Origin of the sequence: Flavobacterium sp. Arc2 (genome assembly GCF_041431385.1) — a bacterium.
Classification (GTDB): Bacteria; Bacteroidota; Bacteroidia; order Flavobacteriales; family Flavobacteriaceae; genus Flavobacterium.
Genome location: NZ_JASMRH010000013.1, coordinates 64,717 through 84,808, shown reverse-complemented (window position 1 = coordinate 84,808; position 20,092 = coordinate 64,717). Strand labels below are relative to the sequence as shown.

The window sequence follows — 20,092 nt, the reverse complement described above, 5'->3', positions numbered from 1 at the left end:
TTCTAACCAAAAAAAATGCCTTCTACTCAATCCCGAAGTATCGGGACGGCAGAAGGCATTTAAATTATTTAAAAAAAAAATTTATACCACTCCTTGAGCAAGCATAGCGTCAGCTACTTTTACAAATCCAGCGATGTTAGCTCCTTTTACATAGTCAACATATCCTGATGCATCCTTACCGTATTGTACACATGAAGCATGAATAGCAAGCATAATTCCTTTTAATTTTTCATCTACTTCTTCAGAAGACCAGCTTAATCTTAAAGAGTTTTGAGACATCTCTAAACCTGAAGTCGCAACTCCACCTGCATTAGATGCTTTTCCTGGAGCAAACAATAATTTAGCATTTTGAAATACTAAAACAGCATCTGGTGTTGTAGGCATGTTAGCACCTTCAGCCACACAAATACATCCATTTGCTACTAGAGCTTTAGCTTCGTCTTCGTTTAATTCATTTTGAGTTGCACATGGTAGTGCAATATCACATTTTACTTCCCATGGACGTTTCCCTGCGAAATATTTAGCGTTTGGATATTTAGCAACGTAGTCACTTATTCTTCCTCTCAATTCATTTTTAATCTCCATTACGTGTGCTAGTTTCTCACTATCGATACCATCAGCATCGTAGATATAACCTGCCGAATCTGACATAGTAACTACTTTCCCACCTAATTGAGTTGCTTTTTCAGTAGCATATTGCGCAACGTTTCCTGAACCTGAAACAACAACTGTTTTACCTGAAAAACTATTTCCTTTAGTTTCCAACATACTTTGTGCAAAATAAACTGCTCCGTATCCTGTAGCTTCTGGTCTGATTAATGAACCACCGAAAGAAATTCCTTTACCAGTTAAAACTCCTGTAAATTCATTTCTTAGTCTTTTATATTGACCAAACATAAATCCAACTTCTCTTCCTCCAACACCGATATCACCAGCAGGTACATCCGTATTTGCTCCAATATGTTTAGACAATTCAGTCATGAAACTTTGGCAAAAACGCATTACTTCAATATCTGATTTTCCTTTTGGATCAAAATCAGCACCACCTTTTCCACCACCCATTGGCAATGTAGTTAAGCTGTTTTTAAAAGTTTGTTCGAAAGCCAAAAACTTTAAGATGCTTAAATTTACCGAAGGGTGAAAACGAAGTCCTCCTTTATATGGTCCGATAGCCGAATTCATTTGTATACGGTATCCTCTGTTTACTTGAGTAGCTCCTTTATCATCAATCCAAGCTACACGAAACATAATGATTCGATCAGACTCAACCATTCTTTCCAAAAGCATTTTGTTTTGGTATTTTTTATTTTCTTCAATGAAAGGAATTACTGTTTCAGCAACTTCTAAAACTGCCTGCAAAAATTCTGGCTCGTTCGGGTTTTTTTTAGTAACCTCTTCAATAAAAGTAGTAATACTTTGTGACATGATTCTTAGATTATTAACGTTTAAGAAAACGTTTTCGTTAGTGACTACAAAGATAGGTGTTCTTAGAATATTTCTTAATAATATTTTACTATATATTGGCGAATTATATTTTTACTAAGCATTCTTTAAAAAATCACGATTTGAAGTTGTGATTTTCTGCAAAACGTTGTGCTTTTCTTAAGCAATTTACCTTTTAATTATTTATTTTTAAATTTATTTTTAAAGGATGAATGATGTTTTTTATATATTTGTCAGGACTTGAAATTTTAACAAAAAAATGCTCAAACACCTCACTATTCTTTTATTTGTCCTTTTTGGCTTTTCATTTAATTCAAACGCTCAATTTGGCTTTTCACATGAGATAGGTGTTATTGCTGGTCCTGTTGCTTTTCAATCAGACTATGGAGAAAGGTATGATTTTAGTACAAATGCTGGGAATACTGGTTTAGGAATTGGGATTATTCATTATCTCAATTTTTCTTATGAAGCAGATTGCAACTGTTATACTCCTGACACTTATTTTAACGACCACTTCAAACTAAGAACTGAATTATCCTATAACAAAACCGACTTAGAACATCTGGGAGAATGGGTAGCTCCTGAGCGCACAAGACTTGGAGCAGACCAATTACGAGCAATGAAAGGAAGTACAGCCATCACTAATATAGGAATACAACTAGAGTATTTCCCTTTGAGTATTAGAAGATTTACTGCTACAAATGGAAGTTTAGGACCATTTATTAGTTTAGGCGGACAGTTTAGTTATTATAACGCCAAAGCCTACTCGACCTTAGGTCCTTTGGGGACACCGCTTACAACATTTCCAAAATACTTAACCCCAACAGACAATCACCCTTATGGATTTTCAACCGAAGGCGGCACGGTTTGGTCTGTAGTATCGAGTGTAGGAACACGTTATAAATTATCTCCTTTGCGCGATTTAATGATTGATTTGAGATTTCAATATTTTTTCAGCAATTGGGTCGATGGTCTAAATCCAAACCCTGATATTTACAAAGAGAATAAAGCTAACGACTGGCTAGTTTGGTTGAACGTTGGTTACATCTACTACTTACAATAGCCATAAAACACTTATAAATAAAAGCCCAATTCTAAAATTTAGAATTGGGCTTTTATTCTTTGCACTCCCCCCGAACTAAGAAGAACGAAGCTACACTAATTACGCTAGTGCTTGTTTTAAATCCTCGATTAAATCCTCTACATCTTCTATACCTACACTTAATCGAACTAAATCATCAGTAATCCCAATTTCCTTTCTTTTATCTTCTGGAATCGATGCGTGCGCCATCATTACAGAGTAATTTGCTAATGACTCTACTCCACCCAAAGACTCTGCCAAGGTGAACAGTTTTATTTTTTCAAGAAAATCAATTGCATCTTCTTTTTTACCAGATACGAAATTGAAAGAAACCATGCCTCCAAAACCACGCATTTGCTTTTTAGCAATTTCATGAAATGGATTACTTAGCAATCCTGGATAATATACCATTTTAACTTTGGGATGACTGTCCAAAAATTCCGCTACTTTTTCTCCGTTTTCGCAATGTCTTTGCATTCTTAAATGCAACGTCTTTATTCCTCTCAGCACTAAAAAGCTATCCATCGGCCCTAATGTTGCTCCAGTAGCAAATTGTTGAAAATGCATTTGTTTACCTAATTCTTCATCTTTCATAATCAAAGCACCTGCCATAACATCAGAATGTCCCGCAAGGTATTTTGTCGCTGAATGCATCACAATATCTGCTCCTAAATCCAATGGATTCTGCAAGTAAGGCGTTGCAAAAGTATTATCGACGGCAAAAAGCACTTTATTCGCTTTTGTGATTTTAGCAATCTTTTCAATATCTACCAATTTCATCATAGGATTCGTTGGTGTTTCTACCCAAACTAATTTGGTGTTTTCATTAATCAATGACTTAAATTTTTCTGTGTCATTCATATCTACAAAATGGAATATTATACCTGAATCTTTATATATTTTTGTAAACAATCTATAAGTTCCGCCGTACAAATCATCCATAGCAATCACTTCATCACCTGCTTTCAATCCACGCATCAAACAGTCTGTTGCCGCTAATCCTGATGAAAAAGCCAATCCTCGTGCACCATTTTCAATACTCGCCAAAGCATTTTCCAGAGCTGACCTTGTAGGATTTGCAGTTCTACTGTACTCATAATCCCCAATAGGCTGCCCCGGACTTATTTGTGCAAACGTGGTCGTTTGGTATATTGGCGGCATCACTGCCCCTGTACTTGGATCATGATGTTGCCCGCCGTGTATTGTTTTAGTGTTGAATTTCATATCCTTCTATTTTCAATTTTAATGGTTTTACAAACTTACCCATTAATTTATTCTTAGGAAGGTACAAGTTGCTACCTTTGTATTTAATTAACAATTTTTGAAATGAAAAACTATATTCTTTTCGCGTCCGTATTCTTTCTTTTTGCCCGTTGCGAAAAAGAACTGGTTTTCGAAAATCAAACTTTTGAAAAAAAAACTACTTTGGCTTGCAAGAGTGATTGTCCTCATATAATTATACAAGTTCCTATTGCAAAAGACGTCCCAATAGTCGCTGACAGCATCAATAAAAAAGTATTCTCTGTTTTAAAAGAGATCGTCTACTTTGGAGAAAAGCCCTATACATCGACTGATTACAAAGGACTGGTCAGTTCGTTCATCGATTCGTACGAGAAACTGCAGAAGGATTTTCCAAAAGATTCTTTTGGCTGGGAAGCAAAGATTAATGGTGAAGTTAAATACGTGTCTGAAAATATCATTAACATAGAAATCAAACACTACACCTACACTGGCGGTGCTCACGGTTATCAAGGACTTCGTTCTTTGCTGTTTGACTCTAATACAGGAAAAACAATCTTGCAACATCAATTATTTAAGGATAGAAAATCCTTTAAGGCTTTCGCCGAAAAAAAATTCAGAAACAAATACAAAATCCCCGAAAAAGGGTCGATAAACCAAACGGGGTTACTATTTGAAGACGATACTTTTCATTTGCCTCAAAACATATTTTATACCGATAAAGGATTACTGTTGTTTTACAATCCCTATGAAGTCGCCTCTTATGCTGATGGAACAAAGGAATTATTGCTGTCTTATAACGAAGTCAATGACTATCTAAATTTGAAGTAGGTTAAGTCTTAACACTAGGTTTTAAAATTATTGGAGGAATGAAAAAACATAAACTTGAAAGGTTGCGAGCGCTTAGAAATTAAAACAAAAATCTATGAGAAAAAGTTTGTTCAAGATATTGCTTATTGTATTGAGTCTCTCAATATTTGTTACATCGTTGACTTCCGATGCGTTTTCATACAAATATCAAGGTGTACAAATTATGACGTCATTATCGTGCTTTTTGATGGGCAGTATTGCTATTTTAGGTGGTGGTCTCCTAGAATGGGTAATTTGGCTGGCAAATCCTTTATGTCTTATCACAATATTTTGTTTAATTATGGATAAAGCTATAGCTGTAAAATTCGCTTTTATAGCAGGGTTTCTTGCGATTTCATTCTATTCTTGGGATTCTATACTTGCAGCAGAAAGCGGGACTTCTGGAAAAATTTTATCAATTAGGCAAGGTTACTACATTTGGGTCGCAAGTATAATTGTCTTAGCATCTGGAACTTATATCTATTTTAAAAAGTATAAAGAAATAAAATATACTGACTAAGATACGTACCGCGAACTTCCATTTGTAATTTTAGTAGTAAATAGAACCAATATTTTTATTACGTTTATTTTCCAAATATCCAAAACATGAAACTCCCACAAAATACCTAGCCCCGATTGAAGTGGAAATCCTCTTGTACTCCACCCTATTTTTTTCTGGTAGAAAAGAGCGACCAGAGGAAGCTCCTTTTATCGCTTAGAAAAAAAGGGTGGAGAGTGAGAGGTTGTAACGAAAAGCGAGATTAGCTTCTAAATAAACTTACGAATACTCATTGCAATCCCAATATGCAACCCTTCGTGAAAGTCGTTGAAAGCCAACGCATCTAAAGCACTTTTTAGCACAATCCCTGCAGATGTTGGGTATTCCTGATAATTAATAAAGATTTTATTTTCCAAATCGGTTTCCGTTTGATTGATGCTTTCTAGAAGTAAGGCTTGGATTTCATCGACCTCGGCTTGAGTTGCAATATGTTCTGGCTTGGTTCCTTTTTTATATTTTTCGACCATTTCGTCTGAAATCATCATGGGCAATCCCGATAATTTGTAAACTAACATTTGTTGAACGACAATAACATGGGCAATATTCCAAATCAAGTTATTGTTGTATCCTTCGGGAATTTTATTCAGTTGTTCTAATGTATATCCCGCCAGCATTTGAGATAGTATGTTTCTACTTGTTCTAGTAACGTCTAGTGTTTGTTGCATTTTTCTAATTTTTTGATAAAAATAATCATTTTCCGTCTCAAATTAATTTTCTTTGCACAAAGAAAATGCATCTTATTATGAACAAAATATATTACATCGCTTCCTGCGATACTTGTAGAAAAATTATAAAATCGTTACCAAAAGGAAATGACCTTGTGTTTCGCGACATCAAACAAGATCCATTGACAGTAGACGAACTAGACGAAATGTACCAACTTTCAGGAAGTTATGAAGCGTTGTTTAGCAAAAAAGCACAGTTGTATAAGTCTATGAATTTAAAGGACAAATCCTTGACAGAGGACGACTATAAAAAATACATCTTAGAACATTATACTTTTTTGAGCCGACCCGTTTTTGTCATTAACAACGCCGTTTACGTAGGTGGAACCCAACAAAACATGCTTCAGGTGATGAAAGCGTTAGCTAATGTCTAAAAGGAATGTTGCACTGTTTGGCGCTACCATTGTTTCAGTTATCTATGGGGTCACTTTCACTATAGCAAAGGACGTAATGCCAAAGTACATCGATGCTTATGGTTTTATTTTATTACGAGTAAGTGGGGCTATGCTTTTGTTTTGGTTTTCTTGGCTTTTTATGCCAAAGGAAAAAATAGCCTTCAACGATTTTCCGCGTATTATTGCCGCTGCATTCTTTGGCGTAGCTTTTAACATGCTTACTTTTTTTAAGGGATTAAGCCTTACTTCTCCCATCTCGGCATCCGTAATTATGGTAACAACCCCAATGATTGTGCTAGTTCTTTCGGCAGTTATCATGAAAGAACGCATGCGAAAACGCATGGTGATGGGAATTATTTTAGGATTGATAGGAACGGGATCTCTCATATTATACGGCAGATCCATTGGTAGTGCCACAAATGCAAGTCTCGGTAACATCCTAGTTTTGGTAAATGCTATATCGTATGGTTTTTATTTAATAATCGTCAAGAAATTAATGGATAAATACAATGCGTTCACCTTTGTAAAATGGATTTATCTGTTTGGTTTTTTGATGGTCTTACCTTTTGGCTGGAGCCAATTTGAAGTCGTCAACTGGGTAACTGTCCCGGCGATTATCTATTGGAAAATAGGTTTTGTGGTGGCCATTTCGACTTTTGTTACCTATTTGTTAAATCTTCTCACTATGAAAGAATTAAAACCAACAACCGTTGCTGTTTTTATTTATTTACAACCTTTCTTCGCCACTGTTTTCGCCATAGGATTAGGTAAGGACGAACTAAATCTAGTGAAAATACTGGCTGCACTATTGATATTCACGGGTGTTTATATGGTAACATCCTCCCCCAAACTCCCTTTGAAGGAGGAGCAGATCGAACTTGAAAAGTAAAATCCAAAAATTGGAATCGAACCTCAAATGTGAGAATTGCAACGTAAAAACGGAGACCGAGACCGAGACTGAAAACTAAAAAACTAACCACTGACCACTTTTTTACTACCTTTGAACTCTTTTAGAAAAATATATGATACAATCAATGACAGGTTTTGGTAAAGCAACTATTCAGTTACCAACCAAAAAAATAACAGTAGAAGTAAAATCTTTAAATAGTAAAGGTTTAGATCTAAACGTGAGGATACCTTCTCTTTACCGTGAAATGGAATTGGGTCTACGTACTCAAATTGCTTCCGCACTTGAAAGAGGAAAAGTAGATTTTTCTATTTTTATCGAAAGTACCGCTGAACAAACGACTACCAAAGTGAATGTGCCCATCGTAAAAGCGTACATCAATCAATTGAAAGCCGTTTATGCAGATGCTGACGAAACAGAATTGATGAAAATGGCCGTGAGAATGCCAGATGCTTTAAAAATTGAGCGTGATGAAATTGACGAGAATGACTGGGCTCAAATTAAGGTAGTAATCGAAGAAAGTTTAAATAACATTAAAACTTTTAGAAGAGACGAAGGGCTTTCATTAGAAAAAGAATTTCAATTGCGCATCGGAAACATTCGTCAGTACATGACTGAAGCTTTAGCATTAGATCCGGAACGCGTACAAGCCATAAAAGACCGTCTACAAACTGCTATTGATGAGTTAAAAGTAAATGTAGATGAAAATCGTTTTGAACAGGAATTAATCTACTATTTAGAGAAACTGGACATAACCGAAGAAAAAGTACGTTTAACAAATCACCTGGATTATTTCTTAGAAACCTTAAACGGAACAGAAGCTAACGGTCGAAAACTAGGTTTTATTACTCAAGAAATGGGTCGTGAAATTAATACTATGGGATCTAAATCCAATCATGCACAAATGCAGAAATTAGTCGTTCAGATGAAAGACGAATTAGAAAAAATCAAGGAACAAGTTTTGAACGTTTTGTAACATTCACCTGCAGAGACTCCATTTATCAAGTCTCTTTTCACAAGGTTTAATTAAATTATATCTGCATGGTTTTTCAAAACTTTGTAGAAAAGCATAAATATAGTACAATGAGCAAAGGAGGAAAATTAATCGTGTTTTCGGCACCCTCAGGATCCGGAAAAACGACAATCGTCAGACATTTATTAAGCCAAGAAGATCTGAATTTAGAATTCTCAATTTCGGCAGCTTCTCGTGATGCCAGAGGCGAGGAAGTAAGTGGAAAAGATTACTACTTCATGTCTACTAAAGAATTCAAACAACACATTAAGAATGACGACTTTCTGGAATGGGAAGAAGTATACAGAGACAATTTCTACGGAACCTTAAAAAGTGAAGTAGACCGGATCTGGGCCAAAGGAAAAAATGTAATTTTTGATATTGATGTTGCTGGAGGATTGCGAATCAAATCTAAATTCCCTGAAGAAACATTGGCTGTTTTTGTGAAACCACCAAGTATTGATGAGTTAAAAATTCGTTTAAAGAAACGCTCCACTGAGAGTGAAGATAAAATCAATATGCGAATCGCTAAAGCTTCGGTTGAGTTAGCCACAGCACCACAATTTGATGTAATTATCAAAAACTATGATTTGGATATTGCTCTTGAAGAAGCGTATCAGTTGGTGAAGGATTTTGTAAAAGAATAACTATTACACAACGATTCACAAAGAAAAAATAGAGAGAAACACGAAAAATTTATAAATTACTTTGTGAGTCTTCCTGAAACCTTTGTGAATCTCTGTGAAACAAAATATTTATGAAAATAGGATTGTATTTCGGAACCTTTAACCCAATCCATATTGGGCACCTGATCATTGCCAATCATATGGCTGAAAATGCCGATTTAGACCAAGTTTGGTTAGTTGTCACCCCACACAACCCTTTAAAGAAAAAAAGCACCCTACTTGACGACTACCACCGTTTGCAAATGGTGCACCTCGCCACCGAGGATTTTCCTAAATTGAAACCTTCCGATATTGAATTCAAATTATCTCAGCCTAATTATACGGTAAATACTCTAGTTCACCTAGAAGAGAAATACCCAAACCATGAATTTTCGTTGATTATGGGAGAAGACAATTTAAAATCTTTGTACAAGTGGAAAAATTACGAAGTTATTTTACAAAATCACGCAATCTACGTCTACCCACGAATTTCATCTGAACCTGAAAATCTAGAGTTGAAAAATCACCCAAAAGTGCATTTGATTGACGCCCCCATAGTCGAAATTTCTTCTACTTTTATTCGAAAAAACATTAAAGAAGGAAAAAATATTCAGCCTCTTTTACCAGTTAAAGTATGGGAATACATAGATCACAATAATTTTTACAAAAAATAATCACTCTAATATCTTTTTCAATTCTGCTTCAATTTCTTGAAAAGCAGTATTAAAATTATCATTTTTACCTGACAGTAAAAACACCTCGGTTTTGGCCATTTGTTTACTATCCCATAGTAACTGTAGTTTTTTGTTCTGCAAGAAAGACTTGGCATTACAATTCCACACAACCGCAACCCCGGTATTTTTTGAGAGCACCCCTAACATCTCGTATTCAGAAGGAATAATGAAATTAGGGATTACGGAGGGCCTTTTTTTATTAAAGACATACATCCAGAATAATTTCACATGCGGAATTCCAGAATCATGGCTATACCAAATTTGTTCATTCAGCCAATTCTCCGTCGCAGCAAAATCATTCCCTTTAATTTTAGTTTTTAATCCAGTGGCATCAATGGCAGTTGAACCCACTATAATTTGTTTGATGTCACCCACTTTTTTCTGAATGGTGTCAAAAGTGTCGTATTTGGCAGTTACAATTGCAAAATCCAGCTTCTTGGCATTAACCAATTCGAAGAGCGTTTGATTTTCATGAAAACTAAAATCAATAAAGTCGAATTTTGAAATTAGCGAACTCCCCAAACTACTGAATAAATGTTCAGATATCCCTATTGTGATTAATCGGTTGGCATTAAAAGCTTTGGTGCGAAAACCATTTTCCACATTTTCCAACCGATCTAATGCTTCTATTATCAAGTTATTCAGTAACTTAGCATATTCTGTTGGCTCGACGCCTTTGGATTTTCTATTGAATAGTTTATAGCCTACGTGCGCCTCCAGCATAGACATTTGCTGACTGACCGCCGGTTGACTGATAAATAATTCTTTGGCAGCTAACGAAAAATTACCGTTTTTATAAACGGATTTAAACGTTCTGTACCATTCTAAATTAACCATGATATAAATATATTTATCACAAACATAATTTAAATTATTTTTACTAATAACATATTCGCCGTAAATTTGTACAAACATAATAACAAAATGAAAAAAGTCGCATTATTTGCATTAATAGTATTAACAGTAGGTTGTTTTACAGCAACTGCACAAAAAACAAAAAAAACTAAGATGAAAAAAGTATTATTCGTTCTAACTAGTCACTCAGAATTAGGGAACACAGGAGAAAAAACAGGATTTTGGGTTGAAGAATTTGCAGCACCCTATTATGAGTTAGCAGATAAAGGAGTTGTAATTGATATTGCAACGCCACTAGGAGGTCAGCCTCCAATTGACCCTAAAAGTGATGATCCATCTGCCGCAACAGAAGACACTAAAAGATTTGACAAAGACACAGAGCTTAAAGCAAAATTAAGCAAAACGCATAAATTAACTGACGTAAAAGAGTCTGATTATGATGCTGTATTTTATCCAGGAGGTCACGGGCCATTATGGGATTTAGCAACTGATAAAAATTCAATTGATTTAATTGCTGCTTTTTATTCTAATAAAAAACCGGTAGCATTTGTTTGTCATTCACCTGCAGCACTTAAAAATGTAAAAGTGAACGGAGAATTCTTAGTAAAAGGAAAGAAACTGACTGGTTTTTCTAACGCCGAAGAAGCAGCAGTAGGATTAACAGATGTTGTTCCATTTTTATTAGAAGACGCTTTACAAGCAAACGGAGCTACCTATTCATCAATAGAAGACTGGCATCCTTATGCAGTTGAAGACGGTTTGTTGATTACCGGACAAAATCCGGCTTCATCTAAATTAGTTGCCGAAAAGTTATTACACCAATTAAATAAAAAATAATAATCATGTTAAACTTCGAATTATATAATCCCACGAATCTTGTATTCGGAAAAGGACAAATAGAAAAATTAGCAACCCTCGTACCTAAAGGAGCTAAGATATTATTGGCTTACGGTGGAGGAAGTATCTTTAAAAATGGAATATACGAACAAGTGATCAACAATCTTAAGGGTCATGAAATTGTGGAATTTAGCGGAATTGAATCTAATCCCCGTTTCGAGACTTTAATGAAAGCTGTTGCCGTTGTTAAAGAAGAAAAAATAGATTTCATACTTGCCGTTGGAGGTGGATCTGTAATTGATGGTGTGAAATTTATTTCTGGCGCCGTTAATTATGATGGAGACCCAATCGAGATTTTGCAAAAGCGTATTTTAATTAAAGAAAATGCAGTGCCATTTGGAACTGTCTTAACTTTGCCTGCAACAGGAAGCGAAATGAACTCTGGTGCTGTGGTGACTATCGAGTCAACTAAAGAAAAACTTGCTTTTGGAGGTTCTGCTTTGTTTCCGCAATTCTCTATTTGCGACCCAACAGTAATCGAATCTTTACCAAAAAGACAGTTACAAAACGGAGTCGTTGATGCATACACACACGTGATGGAGCAATACTTGACATATCCTCACGAAGGATATTTACAAGACCGTATTGCTGAAGGAATTTTACAAACCTTACTTGAAGTTGGTCCAAAAGTGGTGGAAAACCCTAAAGATTATGCCTTGGCATCTAACTTTATGTGGAGTTGTACTATGGCTTTGAACGGTTTAATCCAAAAAGGCGTCCCTAATGATTGGGCAACCCATATGATTGGTCATGAACTGACTGCTAAGTATGAAATTGACCATGCGAGAACATTAGCTATTATCGCTCCAAGTTTATACAAAGTGATGTTTGAGACTAAGAAAGCAAAACTGGCACAATATGGAAAACGCATCTTCAACTTAGAAGGTACCGAAGACGAAATTGCCAATGAAGCGATTAACAAAACGGTTGAGTTTTTCCATACGATGGGAATGGATACTAAACTTTCTGACTACACAAAAGAATACGATGACACAGCAGATTTCATCGTGAAACGTTTTGAGGAAAGAGGATGGAAAGGCTTAGGAGAAAGACAAAATATCACATTAGACAAAGTAAAAGAAATTGTTGAAATGAGCTACTAGTTAAAAAAGGTAAAAATCCAGCTTAAAATAAAAAGGCGTTCTTGAATTAAATTCTAGGACGCCTTTTTTTTAACACCAAAACAAAACTAACTAATTCCAATTTCATATATTTCTAAATAACTTAATATATAGTAAGTTACAACGTTAAAAAAATGGGTATATTGTATGGAATTATAAAAAATTATTTATTTATAATTTTTTGCTTTTTTTACTTAATAAAACTTCAGTATCAAAACTTATTTTTGGTTAAATTAATCCATTTTTAAGTACTTTTGGTTAAATTTAATAAACAGATGAGCGGTAAGATAAAATTTGCAGTTATTGGTGGTGGAAGCTGGGCAACAGCGATAACAAAAATGTTATGTGTCAATCTTTCTGAGGTTTCGTGGTATATGCGAAATGAAGAGGCAATTGAACATATAAAAAAACACAAACACAATCCGAATTATTTAAGTTCTGTTGAATTTGATACAAAAAAATTAAAACTAACAAGCGATATTAATGAAGCAGTTGCCTATGCTGACTATATTATTTTTGCTATACCATCCGCTTTTTTAAATGGTGAACTGGAAAAACTAACTGTTTCTCTGGAAGACAAAGTAATTTTCTCTGCGATCAAAGGAATCGTTCCTGAAACGAGTATGATTGTAGGTGAACATTTCCATTTTAAATACGAAATCCCTTACCATAATATTGGTGTAATTACAGGTCCATGCCATGCTGAGGAGGTCGCCTTAGAGCGTTTGTCCTATTTAACTATTGCTTGTGGTGATTCCGAAAAAGCAAAAGTAGTAGCCAAAAATCTTTCCGGAAATTACATTAAAACGAAGATTACTGATGACATCATAGGAACTGAATATGCTGCGATGCTTAAAAACATTTATGCTATAGCAGCAGGGATAGCACATGGTTTGGGTTATGGAGATAATTTCCAATCGGTATTGATGAGTAACGGAATACGAGAGATGAAAAAATTCATCAAGAAGGTCCATAAAATGAAGCGTAACATTAACGACTCGGCTTACTTGGGGGATTTATTGGTAACGGGATATTCTGTTTTTTCTAGAAACAGGATGTTTGGAAACATGATCGGAAAAGGATACACCGTAAAAAGTGCTATGATGGAAATGAGTATGGTTTCTGAAGGATATTACGCTACTAAAAGCGCTTATAAACTCAATCAAGGTTATGGCGCTAAAACGCCAATTATCGATGCTGTTTATCAAATCTTATATGAAGGCAAAGATGCCAGAGCTGTTTTCAAGAAATTGACAGATCAACTAGATTAGAATCGTATTTAGATTATTTTAATCAAGCCATTTAAACAATCATGCATATGACACTCATTCTTCCTAAAACAGGTATATCTTTTGTTAACCGAACTATACTACTACTATGCCTGCTAGTCTTTTTCAAGACTTCTGCTCAAGAAATTAGCGGCGAGCAACTATTAGAACGAGCAATACATTATCACGACCCACAAGGTAACTGGGGTCATTTTAAAGGAAAACTAACCATCGGTATGACAATGCCAAACGGTACCGAACGTTTAAGCGACATAAGTATAGATTTTCCAAATCAGTATTTTAAACTTGCTATGGTAAAGAATGACAAAACTGTTGGATATAGCGTAACTAATGGTACATTCTTATTGAGTCTGGATGGTAAAAATAATTTTACCGAAGAGGAAATAAAAACTTACAATCTTACCGAAGCACGAACTAAATTCATGCAAAATTACTATACTTACTTATATGGCTTACCGATGAAGCTAAAAGACCCAGGGACTATTATTGATTCCGCAGTAGAGAAAAAGGAATTCTTAGGGAAAGAGTATCTTGTTTTAAAAGTAAAATATGAAGAAGGAGTTGGTAAAGATGCTTGGTTCTTCTATTTTGATCCTAAAACTTATGCTTTAAAAGTATATCAATTTTACCACGATGAAACTAAAAAGGACGGAGAATATATTCTACTAAGCGATGAAGAGGAATTTTCTGGAATCAAAATCCCTAAAGTTAGAGCTTGGTATCTTAATAAAGACGGAAGCTATTTAGCAACAGATACATTAACAAAGGTTAGTAAATTATAAAAAATTGAGCTGCTATTTTTACTAGTACAGCTTTTATAGGTATTAATTTTTCAAAATAAAAAAGCAGCTATCTCCTTTAAACAAGGGCATAGCTGCTTTTTTTATTAACGTTTGAAAACACTTACCTCACAATAACACCATCTACAAATAAAAGAGGAACTTCTTCCACATCCTTTTCATTAATAGAATTGGCTTTAAATATAAATTTCTTGTCGTACAATTTATTCCCAATGAAAAAAGTTACCATGAACTCATTATTTAGTACTAAAACACTTTTTTCTAGCATTTCAATTTTCACCACCGAAACCGGAGGGACTTCCACAAAAGCATGACGCAACAATGATGTTTTTTTCATTTCGCCGTCGATAGTTCCAAATGCTTTAGAAACGACCATAACACTTTCGATAAGAAAGTCACTGTCATTTACTAAATAAGCATACCAAACCTTTTCCATAAAGTCGTCACTCCATTCTTGGACTGCGGCCACGAAAACGTTCTCTACTTCAGGGATTATAATGTCTTTTTTCATTGCTTATTTTTTACGTCGATATCTCGAAGCACTTATATTGTATAATTCACTATTCCTAGCCCAGATAGAAGTGAAAATCCTTTTCTGGTTTTTCTTTAAAACAAGAAAAGATTGTAACGAATAGCTGGAAATAGCTCCAAATTCTTCTTTTAATTTTTAAATAGTGGCTTTAAATTGCTCTAAGAAACGTACGTCATTTTCATAAAACATGCGAATATCACCTATTTGATAGTTCAACATAGCGATTCTTTCAATTCCCATTCCAAAAGCGAAACCAGTGTACTCTTCTGGATCGATACCGCAATTTTTAAGAACATTAGGATCTACCATACCACAACCACCAATTTCTAACCAACCAGTTCCTTTGGTAATTCTATAATCCGTTTCGGTTTTTAGACCCCAATAAATATCAATTTCGGCGCTAGGTTCAGTGAACGGAAAATAAGACGGACGCAAGCGTATTTTTGATTTCCCAAACATCTCTTTAGTGAAATGCAATAAAGTTTGTTTCAAGTCGGCAAAAGAAACATCTTTATCGATGTACAATCCTTCTACTTGGTGAAAAATACAGTGAGAGCGAGATGAAACTGCCTCGTTACGAAAAACTCTTCCTGGAGAAATCGTTCTAATAGGCGGTTTGTTTTCTTCCATGTAACGTACCTGTACAGACGACGTATGCGTACGCAACAAAATATCTGGATCAGTCTGAATGAAAAAAGTATCTTGCATGTCACGTGCCGGATGGTATTCTGGAAGGTTTAATGCAGTAAAATTATGCCAGTCATCTTCAATTTCAGGTCCTTCAGAAACATTGAAACCAATATTAGAAAAAATATCAATAATCTGGTTTTTTACCAATGAAATAGGGTGACGGGAACCAATAGTTATCGGTTCAGCCGAACGCGTTAAATCACCATAAAAACCTTTAGTTTCCTCTTTACTTTCGAATGCTTCCTGAATGCTTTTTACTTTTTCTTCTGCGGAAGTTTTAAGTAAATTGATTACTTGTCCAAATTCCTTTTTTTGGTCATTAGGAACATTCTTGAACTCAGCAAAAAGCTCTTTCAACAGTCCTTTGCTTCCAAGAAATTTAATTCTAAATGTCTCTAATTCTGCTTTATCTTGTGTTGAGAATGCTTGCGCTTCCCCAATATATTCTTTTATCTTATCTATCATTTTCATCCAATAATTGAGAGTGCAAATTTACAAAAATTTGTTTCAGGTTTAAAGTTTAAATTTCAAAGTTTAGCCAGTAGCCTATTAATTCATGAGTGTTTACCGAAAAATGATTACTCAATCAACTCTCTTTCGATAAAATAATTCACAATAGCTTCTTTCATTAAAACGGATTGTTCTCCTGCTTTAAGCGTTGGCAACTCCTCTTTAACGCGATAATGCGGCCAGCCTTCTTCATCGAAGAATTCAAATTCATAGAATCCGTAAGGTTCTAATAAACGGCAAATCGCAATATGCATCAGGTTTAATTTTTCGTCTTTCTTATATTCACGGTGTACTTTCCCGAGTTCTTGAACCCCAATCAGGTATATGATGGCATCTAAATCTAGGTCTTCTCCTTGTGAAAATTGATTGGAAAGTATATCTACAAGCTGTTCCCAGCGTTCTTTAAGTTGGTTGTCTCTTGACATTTTTTTAGAAAATAAAATAAAGAATAAAGACAAAAGTCCTCATTCTTTGCGTTTGAAAAAATTGATTTTGGCAAAGATAGGAACTACGTTTTTGACTTCGGTATTTTCTATTCTCTATTTTTCTTTATTCTTTTAATGACTTTTCTCTTTTGCTTTCTTTTCTCTCTGTTCTTCCCTCTATTTTCTTTATTCTTCTATCTTTGTTCTAATCTCTTTATTCTTAAACTATGAGTTTTTTAGATATTGTTTTGGGTGCATTACTTCTATATGCTTTATTCAAAGGCATGAAAAATGGGCTTTTTATTGAACTGGCTTCCTTGATTTCACTTATTCTAGGAATCTATATGGCTATAAAATTCTCTTACATGATAAGAGCAATGCTTGCCAATCACGTTTCCTGGCCTCCAGAATATATCGAAATAATCGCTTTTGGGCTCACGTTTATCGGAGTAGTATTGGCCGTTCATATATTAGCAAAAGTACTAACGGGAATTATGGACTTTGCCTTCTTAGGAATATTCAATAAACTGGCAGGAGGTGTTTTTAGTGTTCTAAAAACCATTTTGCTTTTAAGCGTTGTAATTAATCTTTTTCAGAAAATCAATATAAACAATATGATTGCAAAAGAAGAGACACTTAATAAATCCATGTTTTACAACCCCATTCAAGAAGTTTCAAAATATATTTATCCTTCCTTAGAAAAGTGGTATACTGATTTTAGAGAAACCAAGAAAACAGAATGATGTTTGATTTCACAGTGTTTGAGTAGTGAAGAAAAACTACTTCACTTCCTTGATAGCACTGTTTTCGATCCAACCTTCTGTACCGTCCGTTAATTGGACTTTTTTCCAACTGTCTACTTCTTCTTCAACATAGACTTTTGTCCCTTCATGAAGCACAAAAATAACGGCACTTCCTTTTTGCGGCTCGCTTCTTACCTCTGCAATTTCTACAAAAACAATAGCTGGTTTTTCATTATCGTAATGGCTTTTTTCAAAGACGGCAGCTGCAATTACTATAAATATGGAAATAATAAGTGCAAACATGACAAAAAACGAAATCCTTTTGACTACTGTGGTTTCTGAAAAGTAATACCCTAAAAAAGCCAGTAAAAATGAAACTGCTAATCCTACGGCAATCCATGCCCAAGTATTGTAATGGTAAATTGCGGTGAAATCACGAAGCAACTTGGCAAACCCAACTTTAGGAACTACTTTTACTTCATCAATGGTACGTTTTTGGGCAAACTTAAGGTTATTTGCGGCCTCACGGTCATTTGGACTCAACACTAAGGCCTTTTCGTAGCTATAAATAGCTGGTGCCACTTTATTTAACTTATAATAGCAATTCCCAAGGTTAAAATACAATTCTGCAGATTGCTTGTTTGATTTCAACACAGTTCCATAAGCATCAATCGCTTCGTCGTACTTTCCTGCTTTATACAAATCATTTCCCGTTTCAAAGCCATTTTGAGCAAAGAAAACTTGAGTTGTCAGTAATAATATATAAAAAATATTCTTCATTTTTCGGATGGTCAATTATAAATTATTTATTGTCAATTTTAGATTTGTTTTTCCAAATCAGAAATTATCGACACTGCTTTATCATAATCTTTTTGGATGGTCGCACTAGATGAAGGAGCGTATCTCGCAACTTCACAATTCTCAGTTAGCGCAATAAAGTCATCTACTGCCACAGGATTTGCATTCCTGGTCAACAAAAGTTCTTTGATATTATCTTTACTCATCTCTGAAGTTTCAATATGCAATTTAGCTTTCAAAAAGTTATGCATTGCTTTCTCAAGGGCAACATAAAACGGCTCTTTATTATTAATCTGCTTTTTGGCTTGCGATAAATATTTCTTTGCCAGTTTATTATTTCTTCTTATCCTATTCCCTATTACATCTCCATCAATCGCTTCTTTTTTCTTCTTCAGCAACACTATTATTGGCAGCAACAAAAAAGGAAAAAACAATAAACCATAGAACAATTTGGAACCAAAGAAATCATCTTTATTAATCGCCACAAAATTTGTTTTCAATTTGATAAATTTGAACTGCTCTGTAGCAGAAATTTTATTTTTACCATTTCCTGAATTGGAGGCTACTGCATCAGAAGCAGTGGGACCATCTAAAATAGTAATCATTATCTCAGGAGAGCTTATCGTTTTGTATTTACCTGATCCAGGGTCAAAATAAGAGAATTGCATTGGTTTTACAGGATAATTACCTTTGTATTGTGGTATTATTGTATAACTGTCTGAAATTTTCCCTGACATTCCTGCTAACGACGTATTCACATCTTCACCGTGAACCGCATCATACATTTCTAAAGCATTAGGAACAACCGGCTTTGGTAAATTGAATAACTTCATATTCCCTTTTCCGGTAACACTCACTACCAAGTCAAGGCTTTCCCCGTTTTTCAAACTCGTTTTTGTAGGCGTCACTTTGAAACCAAAATTTCCTACAGCACCTGAAAAATCATCTGGTTTTCCTGCTTCAGGAAGTGGTTTTACATTGATCGTTTTCGCACCTGCAGATACTCTTTTACTATCATCAGCTATAACAACACGACCAAAAACGTCCCTACGGTTTGTGGGCAATTGCACATCGATATCCAATGACAGTGGCTCAATAGTTAAATTACCTGATTTTTGTGGGTATAAAACTGCTTTTTTAAGTACGATATAACGATAACGTTCCCCTTTGAACATTCCTTCTTCGGCAACTAATTGTTTAATCTCAATGTTTTGACTCCAAAAATCATTGTATTTTGGCTTATTGAGTTCTTTAAAATTGCTTATCCCAATATTATTACTGAAATACAATTTGTAAACAACCGTTATAGGTTCATTTACATAAGGATTTGTCTTAGAAATATCAGCAATTAAATACAAATTATTGTCTGCAGAAATACTGGTATCATTAGGATCTCTAGGTTGTTCAACCGCGGCGGTTACATTTATTTTTACCGGACTAGTTTTATAAACCTGCCCATTGTATTCAATAGTCGCCTGCTTGATTGTTAGATTCCCTTTTTGGTTGGGTAGAAGGTAGTAAGAGTACACTTTTTCAAAAGTACTACGTCCATTTATCCAAGACTGACTCACTTGTTGACTTGGTCCTGCAATAACTCTAAATCCGTCAAAAGAAGGCTCAGTAAAATTATCCCCATCGATGTTCATCGCAAAATCAACTCGCAACCTTTCGTTTAGTCCGAGCGTGGTTTTACTCACTTTAGTCTCAAATTGTACCTGAGCCAAAAGTCCTTGAAAACTTAACAGTATTAAAATTAAATATCTTTTCATCTTTTATTCAACACTTATCTTTCCTTTCGGATTTATTTTGTTCTCTGTTTTAGC

Annotated in this window: 22 protein-coding genes; 13 read left to right on the top strand and 9 right to left on the bottom strand. The window is 34.9% G+C overall.

Annotation, left to right across the window (positions count from 1 at the left end; all coding sequences use genetic code 11):
* Window positions 1–81 precede the first annotated feature (81 nt).
* Window positions 82–1,425: an NADP-specific glutamate dehydrogenase gene (gene gdhA / locus QO182_RS10775; protein WP_371561588.1), complete on the bottom strand. Its 1,344-nt coding sequence runs from the start codon at window positions 1,423–1,425 to the stop codon at window positions 82–84.
* Window positions 1,426–1,702: 277 nt separating this feature from the next.
* On the opposite strand from gdhA, the gene QO182_RS10770 reads away from it, so the two are divergent.
* Window positions 1,703–2,506 carry a glutamate dehydrogenase gene (locus QO182_RS10770; protein ID WP_371537611.1) on the top strand — a complete coding sequence of 268 codons (804 nt, stop codon included), beginning with the start codon at window positions 1,703–1,705 and terminating at the stop codon, window positions 2,504–2,506.
* Window positions 2,507–2,605: 99 nt separating this feature from the next.
* Here the strand turns inward: QO182_RS10770 and QO182_RS10765 are convergent, their stop codons facing one another.
* Complete coding sequence (locus QO182_RS10765) at window positions 2,606–3,748, bottom strand: cystathionine gamma-synthase (protein WP_371561585.1); 1,143 nt, start codon at window positions 3,746–3,748, stop codon at window positions 2,606–2,608.
* Window positions 3,749–3,850: 102 nt separating this feature from the next.
* Between QO182_RS10765 and QO182_RS10760 the strand changes: the two genes are divergently transcribed.
* A complete protein-coding gene (locus QO182_RS10760; protein WP_371561583.1) occupies window positions 3,851–4,594 on the top strand; it encodes a DUF3298 domain-containing protein in 744 nt (247 codons plus the stop codon).
* Between the two features lie 94 nt (window positions 4,595–4,688).
* The gene (locus QO182_RS10755; protein ID WP_371537617.1) at window positions 4,689–5,132 is read left to right on the top strand and encodes a hypothetical protein; all 444 of its coding nucleotides are present in this window, start codon (window positions 4,689–4,691) and stop codon (window positions 5,130–5,132) included.
* Window positions 5,133–5,380: 248 nt separating this feature from the next.
* Here QO182_RS10755 and QO182_RS10750 read toward each other — a convergent pair whose 3' ends face one another.
* Entirely contained in the window at window positions 5,381–5,836 is a 456-nt protein-coding gene (locus QO182_RS10750; RefSeq protein WP_371561581.1) for a DinB family protein, read from the bottom strand.
* Between the two features lie 77 nt (window positions 5,837–5,913).
* Between QO182_RS10750 and QO182_RS10745 the strand changes: the two genes are divergently transcribed.
* The 5 genes from QO182_RS10745 to nadD all read left to right on the top strand — a co-directional run bounded on the left by QO182_RS10745 (window position 5,914) and on the right by nadD (window position 9,549).
* A complete protein-coding gene (locus tag QO182_RS10745) occupies window positions 5,914–6,270 on the top strand; it encodes an arsenate reductase family protein (protein WP_371561579.1) in 357 nt (118 codons plus the stop codon).
* Window positions 6,263–7,180, top strand: a complete 918-nt coding sequence (locus tag QO182_RS10740) for a DMT family transporter (RefSeq protein ID WP_371561577.1) — start codon at window positions 6,263–6,265, stop codon at window positions 7,178–7,180. Before QO182_RS10745 ends, QO182_RS10740 begins: the two co-directional genes overlap by 8 nt.
* A gap of 133 nt (window positions 7,181–7,313) precedes the next feature.
* Window positions 7,314–8,174 carry a YicC/YloC family endoribonuclease gene (locus tag QO182_RS10735; protein ID WP_371537628.1) on the top strand — a complete coding sequence of 287 codons (861 nt, stop codon included), beginning with the start codon at window positions 7,314–7,316 and terminating at the stop codon, window positions 8,172–8,174.
* 107 nt (window positions 8,175–8,281) lie between these two features.
* Window positions 8,282–8,857, top strand: a complete 576-nt coding sequence (gene gmk, locus QO182_RS10730; protein ID WP_371537810.1) for a guanylate kinase — start codon at window positions 8,282–8,284, stop codon at window positions 8,855–8,857.
* Between the two features lie 110 nt (window positions 8,858–8,967).
* Window positions 8,968–9,549, top strand: coding sequence for a nicotinate (nicotinamide) nucleotide adenylyltransferase (gene nadD, locus QO182_RS10725; protein ID WP_371537631.1), 582 nt, complete (start codon window positions 8,968–8,970; stop codon window positions 9,547–9,549).
* Here the strand turns inward: nadD and QO182_RS10720 are convergent, their stop codons facing one another.
* Window positions 9,550–10,524, bottom strand: coding sequence for a LysR family transcriptional regulator (locus QO182_RS10720; protein ID WP_371561575.1), 975 nt, complete (start codon window positions 10,522–10,524; stop codon window positions 9,550–9,552). It abuts the gene before it with no gap.
* A gap of 9 nt (window positions 10,525–10,533) precedes the next feature.
* Between QO182_RS10720 and QO182_RS10715 the strand changes: the two genes are divergently transcribed.
* The 4 genes from QO182_RS10715 (at window position 10,534) to QO182_RS10700 (ending at window position 14,553) form a co-directional block, all read left to right on the top strand.
* Complete coding sequence (locus QO182_RS10715) at window positions 10,534–11,301, top strand: type 1 glutamine amidotransferase domain-containing protein (RefSeq protein ID WP_371537637.1); 768 nt, start codon at window positions 10,534–10,536, stop codon at window positions 11,299–11,301.
* 5 nt (window positions 11,302–11,306) lie between these two features.
* The gene (locus tag QO182_RS10710; RefSeq protein ID WP_371561574.1) at window positions 11,307–12,464 is read left to right on the top strand and encodes an iron-containing alcohol dehydrogenase; all 1,158 of its coding nucleotides are present in this window, start codon (window positions 11,307–11,309) and stop codon (window positions 12,462–12,464) included.
* A 293-nt stretch (window positions 12,465–12,757) separates the two neighbouring features.
* Window positions 12,758–13,753 carry an NAD(P)H-dependent glycerol-3-phosphate dehydrogenase gene (locus QO182_RS10705; RefSeq protein WP_371561572.1) on the top strand — a complete coding sequence of 332 codons (996 nt, stop codon included), beginning with the start codon at window positions 12,758–12,760 and terminating at the stop codon, window positions 13,751–13,753.
* Between the two features lie 47 nt (window positions 13,754–13,800).
* Window positions 13,801–14,553, top strand: a complete 753-nt coding sequence (locus tag QO182_RS10700; protein WP_371561570.1) for a DUF6503 family protein — start codon at window positions 13,801–13,803, stop codon at window positions 14,551–14,553.
* Between the two features lie 121 nt (window positions 14,554–14,674).
* Here QO182_RS10700 and QO182_RS10695 read toward each other — a convergent pair whose 3' ends face one another.
* From QO182_RS10695 to QO182_RS10685, 3 genes are all read right to left on the bottom strand, one after another.
* Complete coding sequence (locus tag QO182_RS10695) at window positions 14,675–15,082, bottom strand: hypothetical protein (RefSeq protein ID WP_371537648.1); 408 nt, start codon at window positions 15,080–15,082, stop codon at window positions 14,675–14,677.
* 156 nt (window positions 15,083–15,238) lie between these two features.
* The gene (gene pheS, locus QO182_RS10690) at window positions 15,239–16,258 is read right to left on the bottom strand and encodes a phenylalanine--tRNA ligase subunit alpha (RefSeq protein WP_371537651.1); all 1,020 of its coding nucleotides are present in this window, start codon (window positions 16,256–16,258) and stop codon (window positions 15,239–15,241) included.
* 113 nt (window positions 16,259–16,371) lie between these two features.
* A complete protein-coding gene (locus QO182_RS10685; protein ID WP_371537653.1) occupies window positions 16,372–16,728 on the bottom strand; it encodes a hypothetical protein in 357 nt (118 codons plus the stop codon).
* Between the two features lie 227 nt (window positions 16,729–16,955).
* Here QO182_RS10685 and QO182_RS10680 point away from each other — a divergent pair, with 227 nt between their 5' ends.
* Complete coding sequence (locus QO182_RS10680; protein ID WP_371561568.1) at window positions 16,956–17,471, top strand: CvpA family protein; 516 nt, start codon at window positions 16,956–16,958, stop codon at window positions 17,469–17,471.
* 36 nt (window positions 17,472–17,507) lie between these two features.
* Here QO182_RS10680 and QO182_RS10675 read toward each other — a convergent pair whose 3' ends face one another.
* Together QO182_RS10675 and QO182_RS10670 are read right to left on the bottom strand one after the other, a co-directional pair.
* Window positions 17,508–18,251, bottom strand: coding sequence for a tetratricopeptide repeat protein (locus tag QO182_RS10675; RefSeq protein WP_371537659.1), 744 nt, complete (start codon window positions 18,249–18,251; stop codon window positions 17,508–17,510).
* 38 nt (window positions 18,252–18,289) lie between these two features.
* On the bottom strand, window positions 18,290–20,038 hold the full coding sequence (locus QO182_RS10670) for a BatD family protein (RefSeq protein ID WP_371537661.1): 1,749 nt from the start codon (window positions 20,036–20,038) through the stop codon (window positions 18,290–18,292).
* Window positions 20,039–20,092: the final 54 nt, after the last annotated feature.